We start from the raw sequence: 16,621 nt of genomic DNA on the forward strand, positions 1-16,621 counted from the left end.
GAAGCGGGCCCTCGGCCCAATCTGATCGGCTCGTCCGGGATTGCCGTTCAACAAGCAAAACGCTCGCTGTATACGCCCGCGATCGCGGTGGTGGCTGCGCAGCAGTCTACCGCCCCACCCTCGGCGGAGCGACCATCCATTTGATGATCGCCATAGCCGGGAGGATCCAGAGGAGCCCGGTCACCAGGAAGAAGACGAAATGGGTAAGCGGCCCGGATTCGGCAAGCTGCGCTACCGCGATCGTCGTCGCCACCAGCGCATAGACGATCACCAGCAGGATCAGGAGAACGGTTCCGATGAGCTTCTTCAGGCGGACGGGCATTGTTTTCGGGTCCTGTGCGAGGTTCGCAATAAGGTCTCCCAGACCTGCGCACAAGCCGTCGGCGGCCTTCCGTGCCCGGCGCGACGGCGTGCCGCGCCGGGCAAAGCCTTGAAAGCGCCGCGCGATTGGTCCACCACTCGGCCGAAAACATCGGAAATGGGCTGGAATGGCATCGATCACGACAGGCGGCGAACCGATCGCTATACGCGACCGCGAATTGCGCAACCGGGCGCTGGTGCGCGGCTGGCTCTATTGCGTGCTCGTCGTGCTGTTTGCTCTGGTGCTGGTCGGCGGCGCGACGCGGCTCACCGACGCCGGCCTGTCGATCACCGAATGGAAGCCGATACACGGCGTCATCCCGCCGCTTTCGGATGCCGACTGGCAAGAAGAGTTCGAAAAATATCGGCAGATTCCGGAGTACCAGCAGATCAATCAGGGCATGAGCCTCGACGCCTTCAAGCGCATTTTCTGGTGGGAATGGGCGCACCGCATCCTGGCGCGCGGCGTTGGTTTCGTCTTCGCGCTGCCTCTGCTGTTCTTCTGGGCGACCGGGCGCATCGAGCGCGGCCTGACGCCGAAGCTTCTGGGCATACTGGCTCTCGGCGGATTGCAGGGCGCGATCGGCTGGTGGATGGTGGCTTCCGGCCTCGTCGAGCGAACCGACGTCAGCCAGTACCGATTGGCTATGCACCTGACGCTGGCGGCGGCAATCTTCGCCGCGACCATGTTCGTGGCGCGTGGGCTGGCGCCGCATTCCGAGGCGGAAGCCGGGCAGGCGACGCGGCGCTTCGCCGGTCTGCTGGTCCTCTTGACGCTGGTGCAGATCTATCTCGGCGGGCTGGTCGCCGGGCTCGACGGCGGCATGAGCTACAACACCTGGCCGCTGATGGACGGGAAGGTTGTTCCCGGCGACATGTTCATCCTCGAGCCCTTGTGGCGCAATTTCTTCGAGAACCCGAAGACCGTGCAGTTCGTCCACCGCCTCGGGGCCTACATCGTCTTTGCCGCCGCTCTCTGGCATATGATTTCCGCCCGCCGCCGCGAGCCGGGAACGACGCATGCGCGCCGCGCCCTTGTGCTGTTCCATCTGGTGCTGGCGCAGGCGCTGATCGGCATCGCCACGCTCGTCATGCAGGTGCCAGTGCACTGGGCGCTGCTTCACCAGGGTTTTGCGCTGATCGTGCTCGGCTTCGCCGCAGCCCATTGGCGCGGAACCAAGGGCGCTTACCCCGCTACCGATGAAGATCGTGGTCGCGCGCTGAGCGGCCGTGCTCGTTTACCGGCCCTGCATGATGCGGATCACCTTGCTGCTGTCAGCTGTCGGCGTGGATAGCTTTCGATAGTCCGCGTAGGTTATGCGCCCGCTTGCAACTGCATTCCACAGACGGGTGCAGTATGTGGCCGGGTAATTTGCCAAGTTTATATTAAACACTTCAGCCGTTTCTCTTTGTGTGGATAGCGGCATGGCCCGTTCTCTCTCAATGCACTCCTTTATTGTTGCCCGCTTACCGGCAGGGCTTCCTCCGACAACTGCTTGAACGTTATTGAACTCGCCTTCGCTCATTGTGGTGCACCCGGCGAGCACCGCAACGCCGAGGATAATGGTCGCAAAACGTATTCTGGTATTCATGAATTTCCCCCTTGAAGCCCGTTGAACAGTTACAGAGCCTCTCGCCACAAGTACAGGTTGCGACAGGGATGTTTACATTTTTTGGACGCTTGGCCGGTCCTTACCCTGAAACCTCTTAATCTGCGCCTAGCGCACGGCCTCACCGCATTTGCGATCGACAGGGTGGTCCAACTCGCCGGGAAATTCCGGAGACGTCAGTGCTTGAGGCCGAGCATGATATCCATGTTCTGGACCGCGGCCCCGGAAGCACCCTTGCCGAGATTGTCGAGCAGCGCGACCAGATTGACCTGCCCCTGGCCCTCCGTGCCGAAGACGTAGAGCTTCATCAGGTCGGTGTCGTTGAGCTCGGTCGGATCGAGGCGGGTAAGCTTCGCGCTCTCCGCAAGCGGCACGACCTGCACGATATCCTGGCCGCCATAGTGCGCCTCCAGCGTCGCGTGGATCTCGCCGAGCGAGGATGTGCCGTTGAGGTCCGACAAATGCAGCGGCACCTGCACGATCATGCCCTGCGCGAAGCGGCCGACGCTCGGCGAGAAGATCGGCCGGCGTTCGAGCAGCCCGTGCTTTTGCATTTCGGGCACGTGCTTGTGCTGCAAGTTGAGGCCGTAGAGGAAATGCGGCGCCGCGATATAGTCCTCGCGCGAGGTGTCCTCCATCTGCGCGATCATCTGCTTGCCGCCGCCCGTGTAACCGGAGACGGCGTTGACCGTGACCGGATGATCCGCGGACAAAATGCCGGCCGCAACGAGCGGACGGATCAGCGCGATCGCGCCGGTCGGGTAGCAGCCGGGATTGGCTACCAGCCGCGCCTCCGCGATCTTGTCGCGCTGTTCAGAATCCAGTTCGGCAAAGCCATAGGCCCAGTCGGGATGGACGCGGAACGCCGTCGAGGTGTCGATGATGCGGGTAGAGTTGTGACCTTCGAGAATGGCGACGGCTTCCCGCGAGGCGTCGTCGGGCAGGCACAGCATTGCAATGTCGGCCGATTTCAGGAAGTCGGCGCGCATGTCCATGTTGCGCCGCTCCGCCTCCGGGATCGACAGGATGTCCAGATCGGCCCGCCGGGCGAGCCGGCTGCGGATCTGCAGGCCAGTGGTGCCGTGTTCGCCGTCGATGAATATCTTTGGTTTCATGCCTGCCGTTCCGTCCAAATCTAGATGCCGCTGCCCTGGTTCAGCGCCGTAATATTGTTGTTGTTCAGCGCCTCGAGCCGCGCCTTACGCTCCGCCAGCAACCCGATATAGTGCAGCGCCACCGACGCGCCTGCAATCGCCGTAATATCGGCATGGTCGTAGGCGGGCGCAACCTCTACGACATCGGCGCCGATAATGTCGATCTGCGTCATCTGCCGCAGCACCGAAAGTATCTTGGCCGAGGACGGGCCGCCGGCGACCGGCGTGCCGGTGCCGGGTGCATAGGCCGGGTCGAGACAGTCAATGTCGAAGGTCACATAGGTCTTCCTGCCGCCGGTGCGCTCGGCGATGGCGTAGGCGATGTCGGCCGCGCGCATTTCCTCGATCTCATAGCCGTGAAGGATCTTTATCCCGAATGTGTCGGGCGCATGGGTGCGCACGCCGATCTGGATCGAGCGGCCGGGATCGATGATGCCTTCGCGCACCGCGCGGGCGACGAAGGAGCCGTGGTCGATGCGCTTGCCGTCGTCGTACCAAGTGTCCTGGTGGGCGTCGAACTGCACCAGCGCCAGCGGGCCGTGCACCGCCGCATGCGCCTTGAGCAGCGGCCAGGTAACAAAATGATCGCCACCGAGCGTCAGCAGGAAGGCGCCCGAGGAGATCAGCCTTGCGGCCTCGCGCTCAATCGTCTTCGGCGTCTTTTGATGGTTGCCGTTGTCCAGCAGGCAGTCGCCATAGTCGACGACGCCGAGCTTGTCGAACAGGTCGAGATGGAAGGGGTATTGCGGGTCATTGTCGAAGATAGCCGAGGCGCGACGGATCGCCTGCGGGCCGAAGCGCGCGCCGGGCCTGTTGGTCACCGCCGCGTCGAACGGAATGCCCCAGATCACGACGTCCGCGCCTTTCACGTTTTTCGTGTAGCGGCGGCGCATGAAGGACAGCGCGCCGGCATAGGTCGGATCGCACGCGGCGCCTGTGTTTCCGCGCGCGGTGAAGGCGTGATCGATGGAGCTGGCTGGCATCGTGCGGGATTCCCCTCTGTTTTGCGGAGGGCAAGCTATTGGCCGGATATGACGCAGGCGCAACAAAAAAGACGGCCGCCGCCAGCCGGGCGGTTCGCCGGGGCTTTCCGATTTCATTTGCCTGTCATGACCGGCCGCTAATGCGTCGCGCAACCACTCGGCCACGGAGCGATTCGCATGCGCATCATTTCCCTGAGCGCGATCATTATCGGGCTGCTCGCTGTTCCTGCCGCCGCGCAGGATTCGCGGATGCAGCAGATTTTGGACCGGCTCGAAAACGCCAACCAGTGGCGCGACCATGTGATGATCGTCGCCCACCGCGGTGGCTGGAAGGAAGGCGGCCGCATCCGCAACGCCGAAAACTCGATGGCCGGCGTCAGGCGCTCGATCGAGCTCGGTGTCGAGATCGTCGAACTCGACGTGCAGAAATCGAAGGACGGCGAGTACATCGTCCTGCACGACAGCTGGCTCGACCGAACCACGACCTGCAAGGGCAGGGCGGTGGAACGGACGCTTGCCGAGCTGCAGGACTGCCGGCTGGTGGTGGAAGGAACCGGCGAGGTCACGGCCGAAAGCGTGCCGGCGCTGCGCGACATGTTCGCCGTCACCCGCGATCGCGTGATGGTCAACATCGATAACAAGATGGAGGTCGAGGATCTTGCCGGCGTCGCCGCGATCGCCCGCGAGATGAACATGGCCGATCAGGTCATCATCAAGCAGAACCTTTGGAATTCCGAGAAGCTCGGCGCGATGACGGAGGCGATGGCCGCGATAGGCGAGGGCGTCCGCTTCATGCCGATCATCGCCGACGATGCGGTCGATGATGTGCGCTTCATTGAAAAAGTGGGCCGGACGTTTTCGGCCGATGTGGTCGAAATGATCGCCTGGCGCGGCGAGGACCAGGGCATGACAGCGAATGGCGGCGCGCTGTTCGGCGCCCGCAGTCGTGCCGTTTCGGCGCGCGGCGACTGGCATTTGTGGGTCAACACCTTCACAATCATCAACAAGCCGGGCGGCTATCTTGCCGGCGGGCGCGGCGACGAACTGGTGCAAGCGGATTACCCGCAGGAGACATTCGGCTTCTGGGCCGAGCAGGGCGCAACGATCATCCAGACCGACGAACCCAAGGCGGCGATCGAATGGCTGGAGAAGAACGGCTACCGCGTTCCCTATGCCGAGCGGATCGAGCCCGCCGACACCGCCAGCATCAATTAGATTGCGAATATTTGGTGCGCATTGAGCACAAACAAAAAGGCCGCCCGGGGGGCGGCCCTTTTGCATCTGCAGAAGAGCGGATCAGCGCTTCGAGAACTGGAAGGAGCGGCGGGCCTTCGCTTTGCCGTACTTCTTGCGCTCGACGGTGCGGCTGTCGCGGGTCAGGAAGCCGCCCTTCTTGAGCACGCCGCGCAGGCCGGGCTCGTAATAGGTCAGCGCCTTGGAGATGCCGTGGCGAACCGCGCCGGCCTGGCCCGAAAGCCCGCCGCCGATGACGGTGGCGACGATGTCGAACTGGCCTTCACGGGCTGCTGCCACGATCGGCTGCTTCAGGATCATCTGCAGCACCGGACGCGCGAAATAGGCCGCGAATTCCTTGTCGTTGACGACGATCTTGCCGGAGCCTGGCTTCACCCAGACGCGGGCGATGGCGTCCTTGCGCTTTCCGGTGGCGTAGGCGCGGCCCTGCTTGTCCAGCTTCTGGACATAGACGGGCGCGGCCGGCTGCGCGGTCGGGGCGACCGTGCCGAGATCGGCGAGCGAGTTGAGATCGGCCATATCAGGAAACCTTCTTGTTCTTGCCGTTCAGCGCGGCGACGTCGAGCGTCTCGGGCTGCTGGGCGACGTGAGGATGGTCGGCGCCGGCATAGACGCGGAGATTCTTCATCTGGCGGCGGCCGAGCGGGCCGCGCGGGATCATGCGCTCCACGGCCTTTTCAAGCACGCGCTCGGGGAAACGGCCCTCGAGCAGCTGGCGCGCGGTGCGCTCCTTGATGCCGCCGGGGTGGCCGGTGTGCCAGTAATACACCTTGTCGGTGTACTTCTTGCCGGTAAACACGACCTTGTCGGCGTTGATGACGATGACGTTGTCGCCGTCGTCGACGTGGGGCGTGAAAGAGGGCTTGTGCTTGCCGCGGAGACGGTTGGCGACGACGGTGGCGAGACGGCCGACGACGAGACCCTCGGCGTCGATCAGCACCCACTTCTTCACCACGTCCGCAGGCTTCTGCGAAAAGGTTTTCATGGACTTTGCTTTCTTCAGGGGACCTTCCGGGGAAGGCGTTTCTTGTTGCTTGGATTTGGAGGGCCGGCAGTTTCCGGTTCGCCAAAAAAGAAACCGCGGCCGGTGGGCCGCTGTTTCGTGACGGCTTATAGGGGAGGGCAAGGGCGGCGTCAAGGCGACATTGTCGAAATTGCGAGCCGAAAAGCAAGCAAAAACAGATATTTGCCTGCAAGGTATTATTTTACCGCATTTTGATTTGACTCTTCTTGTGCCGCAATTAGCAAAATGCTAAGTTAGGAATATGAAGCGAGTGACCTATAGCCGTGATGCTTTGCGGGTTCTCGCGCGAATTCCGGCGAATACGGCAAGGCTGATCCGCGCCAAGATTGACCAGTATGCAGCCGACCCGACATCGCTGGGAAACAATGTGAAGGCGCTCAAGGGAGAGCCTGGCTACCACCGGCTTCGAGTGGGTGACTGGCGTGCACTGTTTCGCGAGGACGGCGTAGTGCTTCTTGTGACCAGAATAGCCCCACGCGGCAGTGCGTATGACTAGGCGGGAAGACCGATGACCAAACAAATCATTACGACGCCGAACGGTGAAAGGATGATTGTTCTTTCCGAAGCGGAATATGAGCGATTGGTGGATCGACTCGAAGATGCGGAAGACATCGCTACCATTCGCCGGTTTGAGCAGAAACTTGCCGCAGGCGAGGAAGAAATGATCCCGGCGGAATATGTCTACCGCATTCTTGACGGCGAAAATCCGGTCGCGGTCTGGCGCGAATATCGCGGCCTGACGGCCAAGGCGCTGGCCGAAGCCGTGGGGATTACGCAAGCCTATCTATCGCAGATCGAGACCGGAAAACGCGACGGCACGGTGGGTACGATGAAAAAGATCGCCGAAGCGCTGAAGGTGACGATCGACGATCTCGTCTGAGACCTCACAATCCGACGCGCTTCGGCGGGATTGAATAGGTTCCCGTCGCGTGCGCCACCGTCTGGCCGTCCGGTCCCGCAACGATGTCTATCTCGAACACCATCAGGGCCTTCCCGAGTTTCAGGATGCGGCAATGGCCGTCGATCGGTCCGGCCGCGGCCTTGCGCACGAAATTGATGTTGAGGTTCGTCGTCACAGACAATGCGTCTGGCCCGGCATGCGAGAGCACGCAGACATAGCCGCCGATGTCGGCGAGCGTGAACAGCGAGGGTCCCGAAACCGTGCCGCCGGGGCGCAGGTGCCGCTCGTCGGCGTTGAGCCGGACCGTGCAGCCGCCGGGAAAAACGTCTACGGCCTCGTAGAAGTCGATCTTGTCGTTGAGTTGCGGATAGACGGATTTCAGCAGTTCGTTGACCTCGCCGGTCGTCATCATCGGTGTCAGGCCTGCTTGAACCGGCATTTCGCGTCTCCGTCGGCTTCAATGATGGCGGCAGTGCCGCTTCCGTTCGCGTAAACGGAAGCCAGAAAACACACGCCGCCCCTGTTCATCAACCCGGTGCGTGATATTTATTCGTCGAGACAGGGAGCATGAGATTGAAATGGCGGAAGTAGTAGCGATCAAGCGCGCTCCGGAAGGACCGGTCGTCTCCACGCTGGAAAACGGCATACTGCGCATCACGCTGGCGCGGCCTCCGGCCAATACACTCTCCATTGCGGCCATGGAGTCTCTGCAGGCGGAGCTCGACCGCGCGCGCGACGACAGTGCGGTGCGCGTCATCGTGCTGGCCGCCGCCTCCGACAAGGTTTTCTGCGCCGGCCATGATTTGAAGGAGATGAACGCGCGTCGAACGGATGCCGACAAGGGCAAAGCGTTCTTCGAGGAGACCTTTGCCATATGCTCACGGTTGATGCAGTCGATCGTCAGGCATCCGAAGCCGGTTGTCGCCGAAGTCGACGGCATCGCCACGGCGGCAGGCTGCCAGCTCGTCGCGTCCTGCGACCTCGCCATCGCCTCCGACCAGGCCACATTCGGGGTCAACGGCATCAATGTCGGATTGTTCTGCACGACGCCGGGCGTGGCTCTTGTGCGCGGACTTAAACCCAAGCATGCAATGGAAATGCTCTTGACCGGCGAAATGGTCGATGCGTCGACGGCGAAGGACTTTGGCCTCGTCAACCGCGTGGTGCCGCGCGAGTACCTGACGCAGATTGTGACGAAGTACGCCCAAACCATTGCGTCCAAATCGCCTTTGACCCTGAAGATCGGAAAGGAAGCATTCTACGCGCAGGCCGAGATGGGCCTGACGGAAGCCTACGAATATGCCTCGCGGGTGATGGTCGAGAACATGCTTGCCCGTGATGCCGAGGAGGGCATCGACGCCTTCATCGGCAAGCGCGATCCGAAATGGACGGGGGAATAGGATGGAACCGCGCATCTCGATCATCACGATTGCGGTCGACGACCTCGATCGCGCGGCGAAGTTCTATGAGGACATGGGGCTGAAGCGTCACCGCATCGCCGACGGCGTGGCATTCTTCCAGATGGGCGGCGCGATACTGTCGCTGTTTCCGCGCGAAAGCGCCGAGCAGGATTCCGGCGTCGGTTTCGGCAATGGGCCGTCGCGCGTCTACCTCGCCTACAACACGCGCTCCGATGCTGAAGTCGACGAGGTTCTGGCTACGGCTGAAAAGGCTGGTGGCCAGGAGATAAAACCGGCGCAGCGCGCTTTCTGGGGCGGATGGTACGGCTATTTCGCCGACACCGAGGGCAATCTTTGGGAAGTGGCACACAATCCAGACTTCCCGATCGACGCGGAAGGCAGGATTTCGCTGCCGGAATAAGCGCCTAGACACCGAAACAGCGGAAGAATTTCCGAAGCCCCGCTGCCGCACCAATCTCCGCCAGCGCTGGCGCCCACCTCCAGGAACAAAACCCCTCCGGCCACCGTTGTCGCTTGGGAGCATTTTGATGCGTGGCCTGGGCCGTTTTCGTGCGTCCGCGGCAATGCAAATGGCGAGCCTTAGGCGATCTGGAGAGGGAAGAGCCGACACTCCGGAAGCGGCGAAACGGAGCGGCCGGCAATCGGCGGGCGCGACGCTGCGGTCTCACGCTGTCCCTGCTAAGGCATGACCATACGCGCCTCCCAGCGACCGTCTACGACCGAGCGGCGCACGAGGTCGAGTATCAGGCTGCGGACGGCCTCGAGCGCATAGGTGGCCGGGCGATCGGCCATCTCGCAGACATAGAGCGTGCGCCACAGTTCCGGCTCGACGATCGGACGATAGTGCAGCAGGCCGCTCTCGATGTGCTCGTACATGAACAGCTTGGTGCCGATGGTGCAGCCGAGGCCTGCGGCGAGCGAGGCGCCGATGGCATGGACAGAGTTCATCTGCAGCTTGGCGCGGCCTTCGAGCTTCTTGAGAAGGTTGGTGTCGTCCATCAGGGCGCGGGCCGAGATGCCCTGCCTGAGCAGGATCATAGGGAGATCGAGAACGTCGGCGAACCGGACCGGCTGGTCGCTGTCGCCGATGATGGCGCGGGTGCCGACCAGCACCATCTGCTCCTCCAGCACAGCTTGCGTCTTCAGGCGCGGGTCGGCAGGCGGATTGTAGACCAGGGCGATGTCGACCTCCGACGCCATCAGGTGCATCAGCGTCGAACCCGACAGGCTCTCCGACAGTGACAGCCGGACCTTGGGATAGTCTGCAACGACACGGCGGGCCAGATCGACTGCGATCGCCTTGACCGCCGAATAGGCCATGCCGACTGAGACCTCGCCCGAAATCTCGGTGCCGGCTTCGCGGATATCCTTCTCGGCCGCGGACATCGCCTTGAGGATCGACTTGGCGTGAACGTAGAGCCGCTCGCCGGCCGCGGTGGGTTGCAGGCCGCGCGGCTTGCGCACGAAAAGCGGCGCGCCGAACTCCGCCTCGAGATTGGCGAGGTGATGGCTGAGCGCGGACACGGCGACGCGGCAGGTCTCGGCCGCACTGGACAGCGTGCCCTGCTCGTAGATGGCGGCGAAGTAGCGGAGCTGGCGCGAGTCCATCGAAGCTTTCTGGATTTTCGAAAGGTGAGTTAGAAACATTATGATTTTCTGACGGCGCCGGCAACGCTAGCGTACGGCGTTCGAGGAGGATGAGATGGACCAGAGCTTCCGGCCCCTGGAGGGGATCAGGGTGGTCGAGATGAGCCACATGATCATGGGCCCGTCCTGCGGCATGTTCCTCGGCATGCTTGGAGCGGAGGTGATCAAGGTCGAGCCGCCCGAAGGCGACAAGACGCGAAACCTCACGGGGATGGGAAGACCGTTCTTCCCGCTGTTCAACCGCGGCAAGAAGTCGGTGCAACTCGACCTCAAATCGGAGGACGGCCGCCGCGCGCTCGACTCGCTGCTGGCCACTGCCGACGTTTTTGTCGAAAACTTCCGGGACGCCTCGCTGTCGAAAATGGGCGCGGATCTCGACGAACTGCGCACGCGCCACCCGCGCCTGATCATCGCCTCGCACAAGGGATTCCTCAGCGGCCCGTATCAGGACCGCACGGCGCTCGACGAAGTGGTCCAGATGATGACGGGCTTGGCCTACATGACCGGACCGACCGGCCGGCCGCTGCGAGTCGGCTCCTCGGCCAACGATATCATGGGCGGGCTGTTCGGGGCATTCTCCGTTCTGGCGGCGCTGATGGAGCGCAAGGAGACCAGCAAGGGCCGCAGCGTGCGCGTCGGTCTGTTCGAGAACTGCCTGCTCCTCGTGGCTCAGCACATGGTGCAGTTCGAACTCGAGGGCACCAACCCGCCGCCGATGCCCGAGAGGACCTTCTCATGGCCGGTCTATGACATTTTTGCCACGGCCGATGGCGGCCAGATGTTCGTCGGCGCCGTTACCGAAGGGCAATGGGCGGCGCTGTGCCGGCTGCTTGGGCTCGATGAGCTGCTCGCCGACCCCGGACTGCAGGCGCGCATGGACCAGATAGACGCGCGCGACCGCACCATCCCGATAGTGGCAAAGGCCATCGCATCGCGTCAGTCAGGACCGCTCGCCAAGGCATTCGAAAAGCTCGGCATTCCCTATTCGCCGATCGCAAAGCCGTCGGACATGTATTCGGACCCGCATGTGATGCGGCCGGGAGGGCTGGCGACGTCGAAGCTGCCGGACGGCCAGAGTTTCCGCGCGCCCTCGCTGCCATTCGATGTCGACGGGGTCATGCTGACGGGCGGCGGCGATGTGCCAGCGCTGGGACAGGACACGGGCTCGGTGCTGGGCTCGCTCGGCCTTGATGCCGAGGCGATCGGCAAGGCGCAGGGCGCGGCGAGGAAAGCGGCATGAGCCGGGTCGCCGCAGCCTATCCGGCCGACCGGGTGAGCCTGCGCGAGGTTGGCCTTCGCGACGGGCTGCAACTGGTGAACGCCTGGCCGTCGACCGACGAGAAGCGCGAATGGCTGACGCGCGAGCATGCCGCCGGCGTGCGCCATTTCGAGGTGGGCTCATTCCTGCCGGCGAGCCGCATGCCGCAATTCGCAGACGTCAGGCAGATGATCGATATGGTCAGCGGCCTCGACCACGCCCGATCGGCGGCTTTGGCGCTCAACGAGCGCGGCTTGGCCGATGCGTTCGAGACAGAGGTCGACGAGGTCGTCTGCGTGATCTCGGCGACCGAGGAGCACAGCCAGGCCAACATGCGCCGCTCGCGCGTCGAGGCTATCGACCTGGTGCGCATGGCGGCGCGGATGCGCGATGAGCGCGGCCACAAGGCGATCGTGAATGCAGGGATCGCCATGGCGTTCGGCTGCTCCATCACCGGCAAGGTCGATCAGGCCGAAGTGCTAAGGCTGGCCGGGGGCTGCATCGAGGCCGGGGCCGACATCGTCGGCATCGCCGACACGGTCGGTATCGCGGGGCCGCGCCAGGTGGCTGAACTCTCGGCAGCCATGGCGAGGCTTTCCGGCGGCGGGGTCTTCATTGTCCATCTCCACGATACGCGCGGCATGGGGATCGCCAATGCATCCGCCGCGCTCGACGCCGGCTGCCGCGTGCTCGACGGGTCGCTCGGCGGGCTCGGCGGCTGCCCGTTCGCGCCGGGCGCGACCGGCAACGTCGTTTTCGAGGACCTGGTCTTCCTCTGCGAGACCAAGGGCTTCGCGACCGGCATCGACCTCGACGCGCTGGCCGCCGTCCGGTCCGTGCCGGAACACGCTATGCCAAAGGAGAAGTTCTATGGCGCCATCGCGCGCGCGGGCCCGCCCCGCATGCTCGACTGGCGCGCATGACCGGGAACGGAGGCCCGGAGCCGTCATCCAAAGAAACCAAAGGGAGGAATGCCATGAACCGCTACACAGCAATGCTCGCAGCAACGCTGCTGCTCTCGGCCTCGGCCGTCACCGTATCGCAGGCGGCAACGCCAATGCGCTGCAGCCATCAATTGCCGCCTGCGCATCATATCGCCATCGTCGTCGACAAATGGGCTGCGGAGGTCGAGAAGCTCTCCGAAGGCGAACTCGACGTTCAGGTGTTCGGGGCCGACAGCCTGGTAAAGGCCAACGACAACATCCTTTCTGTCGCCAAAGGCGACATCGAGTGCGCGTTCTCGCTAAATTTCCAGTGGGGCAAGACGCTGCCGATCATGAACGTCACGGTCGGCCCCTACACAATGTCCTCTATTGAGGCGTGGAAGAAGTGGCCGACATCCGAAGCTGCCGCCTTCCTGGAGGAGAAGCTCGCCGAAAAGGGCGTCAAGAACATCGCCTGGATGTTCCAGACCAATACGAGCGTGTTCACATCCAAGGGTAAGGCCTTGATTACGCCGGACGACTTCAAGGGAATCAAGATGCGCGGCATCGGCCCCGCTTTCGATCGCGGCCTGACGGCAATGGGCGCGACCACCGCCGCTATGCCCGGCAGCGAGGTCTATCAGGCGCTGGCGACCGGCGTCATCGACGCAGCCATAACCGACGTCGCCGCCGCCTATTCGCGCAAATATTTCGAGGTGCAGGATCACATGACGGTAGTGCCTGTGCTGGCCGCTTATCTGCACGGCTATGTCAACCCGGCCTGGCATGAAGGCTTGAGCGACAAGTCCAAGGCGGCGCTGAAGCAGGCCGGTGAAGCCGCCTCGCAATGGGCGCTCGAAGCCTCCATCCAGGCCGCGGCCGACGCGCCGAAGCAGCTCGAGGAGAAGGGTGTCAAGGTCCACATCGCCACCGACGTCGAGAACGAGGCTTTCAACGCGGCGATGCAGCCGGCCTTTGCCGAAGGTTTCGCGGAGGAAACAGGCGAGGACGGCAAGGTGCTACTCGGATTGATCGAGAAGATCCAGTAGCCGCCGTGTCGGAGGACATGTCGACCGACGGGGAGGCGCCGCGCGCCTCCTCCTTTCCCGAACGCGCCGCGGCGGCGATCTCCCGCCTGGGCGGAGCGTTGAGCGCGCTGCTGATCCTTGTGGTTCTGGCGATCACCGCCGTCAGCGTCTTCAACCGCTACTTTCTCGGCAGGCCGCTGATGGGCGTCGACGAAGCGACCGGCTTCCTGGTTGTCGCCATCGTCATGTTCGGCGCGGCCGAGGCCCTTAGACGTGGCGACCATATCCGGATCGACCTGCTGTTCGCCCATGTCGGGCCCAAGGCGCGCTGGTGGCTGGAATTGTGGTCGCTCGCCAGCATGATCGTTTTCGCCGCGCTGCTGCTTGTCACCTCCTGGCATACGGTCGTGTTCTCGCGCCAGTTCGGCGCCTATTCGACCGGCTATCTCAGCCTGCCGATGTGGATCCCGCAATCGACCATGGTCGCCGGCGCCGTGCTGATCGCGCTCGCCGCGTTGGCCGCGATTCTCAGGCTGTTCGGCGGGAAACGGCCATGACGACCTTTCTGATCCTCGGCTTCCTCGTCCTCCTGCTCCTGACGGGTATGCCGATCTTCGCGGCGCTCGGCCTGTCCTCCGCTGCTGTCCTGATGATCTACGAGGGCAGGATCGACTCGATCGCCGACACGATCTTCGCCAGTCTCAACAATCCGCTGCTGGCCACGATCCCGATGTTCGCCTTCATGGCGCATGTCATGATCAAGGCGAAGGTGGTCGACGATCTCTATGACATGGCCAACAGGCTCGTTGGACACATCAAGGGCGGGCTGGGCTTCGCGACCATCTTGTCGTGCACGATCTTCTCCACGATTTCGGGCTCGTCGGTCGCGACCGCCCTGACGATCGGCTCGACCGCGATCCCGCAGATGCAGCGCTTCGGCTATCGCCCACGCGACACTTACGGCATCATCGCCGCCGGCGGAACGCTCGGCATCCTCATCCCGCCGTCGGGGCCGATGATCCTCTATGCGATCGTCACGGACGCCTCGATCGGCGCGCTCTTCCTGGCGGGCATGATCCCCGGACTGATCATGGCCGCCGTCTTCGCCGTCTTCTCGTGGTTCCAGGCAAACGCACATGGCGAGACGAAGACGCAGGCCTGGCCCGGAACGAAGGCGGTGCTTGCCGCCTTCATGAAGTCGATCTGGGCCGTGATGATGCCGCCCATAATCCTCGGCGGCATCTATCTCGGCATCTTCACCGCGGCCGAAGCAGCAGCCGTCGGGGCGGTCTACGCGCTTCTCGTCGCGCTTCTGGTCTACCGCAACGTATCAGTGGCCGATCTCTGGGACTGCACGTGGCAGACCATGCGCACGAGCGCTATGCTGTTCATGATTATCGCTGGCGCGGGGCTGTTCGGCCATGCGGTGACGATCATCCGCCTACCGGCCGAGATCATGGAGGGTGTGACCGCGCTCGGCCTGTCGCAGACCGGCTTCATCCTGGTGGTCATGCTGGCGATCTTCGTGCTCGGCATGTTCCTCGAAACGATCGCCATCATCCTGATCACCACGCCGATCATCCTGCCGGCCATGGTCGCTCTGGACATCAATCTGATCTGGTACGGCGTCATGCTGATGATCAATTTGGAATTGGCGCTGATCACGCCGCCGGTCGGGATGAACCTGTTCGTCATCAAGGGCATCACAAACGCGCCGCTGTCGCAGATCATCCGTGGCTCCTCGCCTTATGTGGCGTTGTTGGTCAGCGGACTCGTGCTGATATGGGCCTTCCCGCAGCTGTCGCTATGGCTGCCGACAAGCGCGGGGTTTGGTCGATAGCCTCGATAATGGGCAGCCCGTATCCGGTCCGCGGTCATGTCAGCGTTGGAATAGCGGTTGCGTTGTCCGACGGATCGGCGGCCGGAAGAGCCACCTGGGTTTCGGCGGGTCCGGTCGAATGACCCTCTATAGAGCGAGATCATCTCGCATGTCGATGACACGAGAGGACCCCGCAATGACTGCCATGTCTATTAACCGGCATTGCAGGCGCGCCCACTGATAGCCCTCGTCGCAATTGCGCCAGCTGCCGCAGGCCTGGGAGAGGGCAGCTCCGGCGGCTGCTCCAAGAGGACCCAACTGCATACAAGTTGATCGCGGGTTTACCGTGGATCGGCGTCCCAGCGCGACCCGCCCAGCATTGAGATTTCAATCGCTTGTCGTGCCGATCGGCACGGAAAACCACGCCGATTCACAGCCTCAGCCGGGCTTAATTCGCAAGGCCGATCCGCACTTCGGCCAGCAGGCAAGCTCAGAAGAACTGGCTGTGCGCCTGCCGGATCTCATCGACCTTTGCGAGCGTGCCCGAAAGATGCCGGCGGACGGCTTCCTGGGCTCCCGGCGCATCCAAGGCCTTCATCCGATCGAGGATCTCGCGATGCGCCGTGAGGATCGTCGCGCCTTTGCCCGGATCCATGAGGTTGAGCTGTCGAAGCCGGTCGATATGACCTGAGCGGGATTGGACGAGCGTCCACAGATCCGGCACGCCGGCGGCCTCGAACATCGTCTGGTGGAACCGTCGGTCGAGTTGGCTGAAGCGCTCCAGATCCTCGTCGACCTTGAGGGCCGTTTCCTGCAATTGGACGATACGGCTGGCGTGAGCGACCACGCTCCGGCCCGCCTCGGTGCTCAGTGATCGAACGACCTCAAGCTCAAGCGACATGCGCAGGAACTGGGTCTCCCGCGCCTGATGAATATCAATGCGTGTCACCTCCGTGCGGGACTGCGGAATGACGGCGATTAATCCCTCCTTTTCCAGCATCTGCAGAGCGTCGCGCACCGGCGTCTGGCTGACACCATAGAACGCGGCGAGATCATTGCGCGACAACTGCATTCCCGGCCGCAGCTCCAGCGAGATGATCCGGCCGCGCAACAGCTCGTAGAGCTGATGCGACGTTGACGTGCGTTTCAGCGCACCGACGAGCGGCTGAGCCAGGGCGGGATCGGGCAGGGCGGAAGGCAATGTCATCTGGTCGTCCTCGATGTGGGATTCACTATAGC

General features: G+C 63.1%; 19 protein-coding genes and 1 other annotated feature. Of the genes, 11 read left to right on the forward strand and 8 right to left on the reverse strand.

What is annotated here, in order from left to right; translation table 11 throughout:
• Positions 1 to 106: 106 nt before the first annotated feature.
• Positions 107 to 322, reverse strand: coding sequence for a DUF2842 domain-containing protein (locus G6N73_RS16510; protein WP_165029472.1), 216 nt, complete (start codon positions 320 to 322; stop codon positions 107 to 109).
• Positions 323 to 488: 166 nt separating this feature from the next.
• Here G6N73_RS16510 and G6N73_RS16515 point away from each other — a divergent pair, with 166 nt between their 5' ends.
• Entirely contained in the window at positions 489 to 1,655 is a 1,167-nt protein-coding gene (locus G6N73_RS16515; protein WP_246252117.1) for a COX15/CtaA family protein, read from the forward strand.
• A 491-nt stretch (positions 1,656 to 2,146) separates the two neighbouring features.
• Here the strand turns inward: G6N73_RS16515 and argC are convergent, their stop codons facing one another.
• Both argC and speB read right to left on the reverse strand, forming a co-directional pair.
• Positions 2,147 to 3,085: an N-acetyl-gamma-glutamyl-phosphate reductase gene (gene argC, locus G6N73_RS16520; RefSeq protein ID WP_165029474.1), complete on the reverse strand. Its 939-nt coding sequence runs from the start codon at positions 3,083 to 3,085 to the stop codon at positions 2,147 to 2,149.
• A 20-nt stretch (positions 3,086 to 3,105) separates the two neighbouring features.
• On the reverse strand, positions 3,106 to 4,107 hold the full coding sequence (gene speB, locus G6N73_RS16525) for an agmatinase (RefSeq protein ID WP_165029476.1): 1,002 nt from the start codon (positions 4,105 to 4,107) through the stop codon (positions 3,106 to 3,108).
• 177 nt (positions 4,108 to 4,284) lie between these two features.
• Here speB and G6N73_RS16530 point away from each other — a divergent pair, with 177 nt between their 5' ends.
• Positions 4,285 to 5,322, forward strand: coding sequence for a glycerophosphodiester phosphodiesterase family protein (locus G6N73_RS16530; protein ID WP_165029478.1), 1,038 nt, complete (start codon positions 4,285 to 4,287; stop codon positions 5,320 to 5,322).
• Positions 5,323 to 5,403: 81 nt separating this feature from the next.
• Here G6N73_RS16530 and rpsI read toward each other — a convergent pair whose 3' ends face one another.
• Positions 5,404 to 5,880 carry a 30S ribosomal protein S9 gene (gene rpsI, locus G6N73_RS16535; protein WP_165029480.1) on the reverse strand — a complete coding sequence of 159 codons (477 nt, stop codon included), beginning with the start codon at positions 5,878 to 5,880 and terminating at the stop codon, positions 5,404 to 5,406.
• Between the two features lies 1 nt (position 5,881).
• Positions 5,882 to 6,346: a 50S ribosomal protein L13 gene (gene rplM / locus G6N73_RS16540; protein ID WP_165029482.1), complete on the reverse strand. Its 465-nt coding sequence runs from the start codon at positions 6,344 to 6,346 to the stop codon at positions 5,882 to 5,884.
• Between the two features lie 280 nt (positions 6,347 to 6,626).
• Here rplM and G6N73_RS16545 point away from each other — a divergent pair, with 280 nt between their 5' ends.
• Together G6N73_RS16545 and G6N73_RS16550 are read left to right on the forward strand one after the other, a co-directional pair.
• Positions 6,627 to 6,881, forward strand: a complete 255-nt coding sequence (locus G6N73_RS16545) for a type II toxin-antitoxin system RelE family toxin (protein WP_165029484.1) — start codon at positions 6,627 to 6,629, stop codon at positions 6,879 to 6,881.
• Positions 6,882 to 6,893: 12 nt separating this feature from the next.
• Positions 6,894 to 7,265 (forward strand): helix-turn-helix domain-containing protein, encoded by a 372-nt coding sequence (locus tag G6N73_RS16550; RefSeq protein ID WP_165029486.1) that lies wholly within the window; start codon positions 6,894 to 6,896, stop codon positions 7,263 to 7,265.
• A 4-nt stretch (positions 7,266 to 7,269) separates the two neighbouring features.
• On the opposite strand, the gene G6N73_RS16555 is transcribed toward G6N73_RS16550, so the two are convergent.
• Entirely contained in the window at positions 7,270 to 7,725 is a 456-nt protein-coding gene (locus G6N73_RS16555; RefSeq protein WP_165029488.1) for a PaaI family thioesterase, read from the reverse strand.
• A 139-nt stretch (positions 7,726 to 7,864) separates the two neighbouring features.
• Here G6N73_RS16555 and G6N73_RS16560 point away from each other — a divergent pair, with 139 nt between their 5' ends.
• Both G6N73_RS16560 and G6N73_RS16565 read left to right on the forward strand, forming a co-directional pair.
• On the forward strand, positions 7,865 to 8,686 hold the full coding sequence (locus G6N73_RS16560; RefSeq protein WP_165029490.1) for an enoyl-CoA hydratase: 822 nt from the start codon (positions 7,865 to 7,867) through the stop codon (positions 8,684 to 8,686).
• A 1-nt stretch (position 8,687) separates the two neighbouring features.
• Entirely contained in the window at positions 8,688 to 9,107 is a 420-nt protein-coding gene (locus G6N73_RS16565) for a VOC family protein (RefSeq protein WP_165029492.1), read from the forward strand.
• A 278-nt stretch (positions 9,108 to 9,385) separates the two neighbouring features.
• Here G6N73_RS16565 and G6N73_RS16570 read toward each other — a convergent pair whose 3' ends face one another.
• Positions 9,386 to 10,315: a LysR family transcriptional regulator gene (locus G6N73_RS16570; protein WP_165029494.1), complete on the reverse strand. Its 930-nt coding sequence runs from the start codon at positions 10,313 to 10,315 to the stop codon at positions 9,386 to 9,388.
• A gap of 94 nt (positions 10,316 to 10,409) precedes the next feature.
• Here G6N73_RS16570 and G6N73_RS16575 point away from each other — a divergent pair, with 94 nt between their 5' ends.
• Genes G6N73_RS16575 through G6N73_RS16595 form a run of 5 tightly spaced genes read left to right on the forward strand, consistent with a single transcriptional unit; the run spans position 10,410 to position 15,403 of the window.
• Complete coding sequence (locus G6N73_RS16575) at positions 10,410 to 11,594, forward strand: CaiB/BaiF CoA transferase family protein (protein WP_165029496.1); 1,185 nt, start codon at positions 10,410 to 10,412, stop codon at positions 11,592 to 11,594.
• Complete coding sequence (locus G6N73_RS16580; protein ID WP_165029498.1) at positions 11,591 to 12,535, forward strand: beta/alpha barrel domain-containing protein; 945 nt, start codon at positions 11,591 to 11,593, stop codon at positions 12,533 to 12,535. Before G6N73_RS16575 ends, G6N73_RS16580 begins: the two co-directional genes overlap by 4 nt.
• A gap of 53 nt (positions 12,536 to 12,588) precedes the next feature.
• On the forward strand, positions 12,589 to 13,584 hold the full coding sequence (locus G6N73_RS16585; protein ID WP_165029500.1) for a TRAP transporter substrate-binding protein: 996 nt from the start codon (positions 12,589 to 12,591) through the stop codon (positions 13,582 to 13,584).
• Positions 13,585 to 13,601: 17 nt separating this feature from the next.
• Positions 13,602 to 14,120, forward strand: a complete 519-nt coding sequence (locus G6N73_RS16590; RefSeq protein WP_165029502.1) for a TRAP transporter small permease subunit — start codon at positions 13,602 to 13,604, stop codon at positions 14,118 to 14,120.
• On the forward strand, positions 14,117 to 15,403 hold the full coding sequence (locus G6N73_RS16595; protein WP_165029504.1) for a TRAP transporter large permease: 1,287 nt from the start codon (positions 14,117 to 14,119) through the stop codon (positions 15,401 to 15,403). Before G6N73_RS16590 ends, G6N73_RS16595 begins: the two co-directional genes overlap by 4 nt.
• A gap of 60 nt (positions 15,404 to 15,463) precedes the next feature.
• Positions 15,464 to 15,518 (reverse strand) — a sequence feature (sul1 is cis-regulatory element that is thought to sense ions involved in sulfur or methionine metabolism; They are found in Alphaproteobacteria).
• Positions 15,519 to 15,872: 354 nt separating this feature from the next.
• On the opposite strand, the gene G6N73_RS16600 is transcribed toward G6N73_RS16595, so the two are convergent.
• Positions 15,873 to 16,589 carry a GntR family transcriptional regulator gene (locus G6N73_RS16600; RefSeq protein WP_165029603.1) on the reverse strand — a complete coding sequence of 239 codons (717 nt, stop codon included), beginning with the start codon at positions 16,587 to 16,589 and terminating at the stop codon, positions 15,873 to 15,875.
• Between the last annotated feature and the right edge of the window lie 32 nt (positions 16,590 to 16,621).

Origin of the sequence: Allomesorhizobium camelthorni (genome assembly GCF_011045125.1) — a bacterium.
In the GTDB taxonomy this organism is placed as follows: domain Bacteria; phylum Pseudomonadota; class Alphaproteobacteria; order Rhizobiales; family Rhizobiaceae; genus Allomesorhizobium; species Allomesorhizobium camelthorni.

Bases quoted from the DNA above. Each gene is read 5' to 3' on its own strand.
- G6N73_RS16510 (WP_165029472.1), bottom strand. From the start codon at position 322: ATGCCCGTCCGCCTGAAGAAGCTCATCGGAACCGTTCTCCTGATCCTG.
- G6N73_RS16580 (WP_165029498.1), top strand. From the start codon at position 11,591: ATGAGCCGGGTCGCCGCAGCCTATCCGGCCGACCGGGTGAGCCTGCGC.
- G6N73_RS16555 (WP_165029488.1), bottom strand. From the start codon at position 7,725: ATGCCGGTTCAAGCAGGCCTGACACCGATGATGACGACCGGCGAGGTC.
- G6N73_RS16545 (WP_165029484.1), top strand. From the start codon at position 6,627: ATGAAGCGAGTGACCTATAGCCGTGATGCTTTGCGGGTTCTCGCGCGA.
- argC (WP_165029474.1), bottom strand. From the start codon at position 3,085: ATGAAACCAAAGATATTCATCGACGGCGAACACGGCACCACTGGCCTG.
- G6N73_RS16590 (WP_165029502.1), top strand. From the start codon at position 13,602: ATGTCGACCGACGGGGAGGCGCCGCGCGCCTCCTCCTTTCCCGAACGC.
- G6N73_RS16565 (WP_165029492.1), top strand. From the start codon at position 8,688: ATGGAACCGCGCATCTCGATCATCACGATTGCGGTCGACGACCTCGAT.
- G6N73_RS16530 (WP_165029478.1), top strand. From the start codon at position 4,285: ATGCGCATCATTTCCCTGAGCGCGATCATTATCGGGCTGCTCGCTGTT.
- G6N73_RS16515 (WP_246252117.1), top strand. From the start codon at position 489: ATGGCATCGATCACGACAGGCGGCGAACCGATCGCTATACGCGACCGC.
- rplM (WP_165029482.1), bottom strand. From the start codon at position 6,346: ATGAAAACCTTTTCGCAGAAGCCTGCGGACGTGGTGAAGAAGTGGGTG.
- G6N73_RS16560 (WP_165029490.1), top strand. From the start codon at position 7,865: ATGGCGGAAGTAGTAGCGATCAAGCGCGCTCCGGAAGGACCGGTCGTC.
- speB (WP_165029476.1), bottom strand. From the start codon at position 4,107: ATGCCAGCCAGCTCCATCGATCACGCCTTCACCGCGCGCGGAAACACA.
- G6N73_RS16570 (WP_165029494.1), bottom strand. From the start codon at position 10,315: ATGGACTCGCGCCAGCTCCGCTACTTCGCCGCCATCTACGAGCAGGGC.
- G6N73_RS16575 (WP_165029496.1), top strand. From the start codon at position 10,410: ATGGACCAGAGCTTCCGGCCCCTGGAGGGGATCAGGGTGGTCGAGATG.
- rpsI (WP_165029480.1), bottom strand. From the start codon at position 5,880: ATGGCCGATCTCAACTCGCTCGCCGATCTCGGCACGGTCGCCCCGACC.
- G6N73_RS16600 (WP_165029603.1), bottom strand. From the start codon at position 16,589: ATGACATTGCCTTCCGCCCTGCCCGATCCCGCCCTGGCTCAGCCGCTC.
- G6N73_RS16550 (WP_165029486.1), top strand. From the start codon at position 6,894: ATGACCAAACAAATCATTACGACGCCGAACGGTGAAAGGATGATTGTT.
- G6N73_RS16595 (WP_165029504.1), top strand. From the start codon at position 14,117: ATGACGACCTTTCTGATCCTCGGCTTCCTCGTCCTCCTGCTCCTGACG.
- G6N73_RS16585 (WP_165029500.1), top strand. From the start codon at position 12,589: ATGAACCGCTACACAGCAATGCTCGCAGCAACGCTGCTGCTCTCGGCC.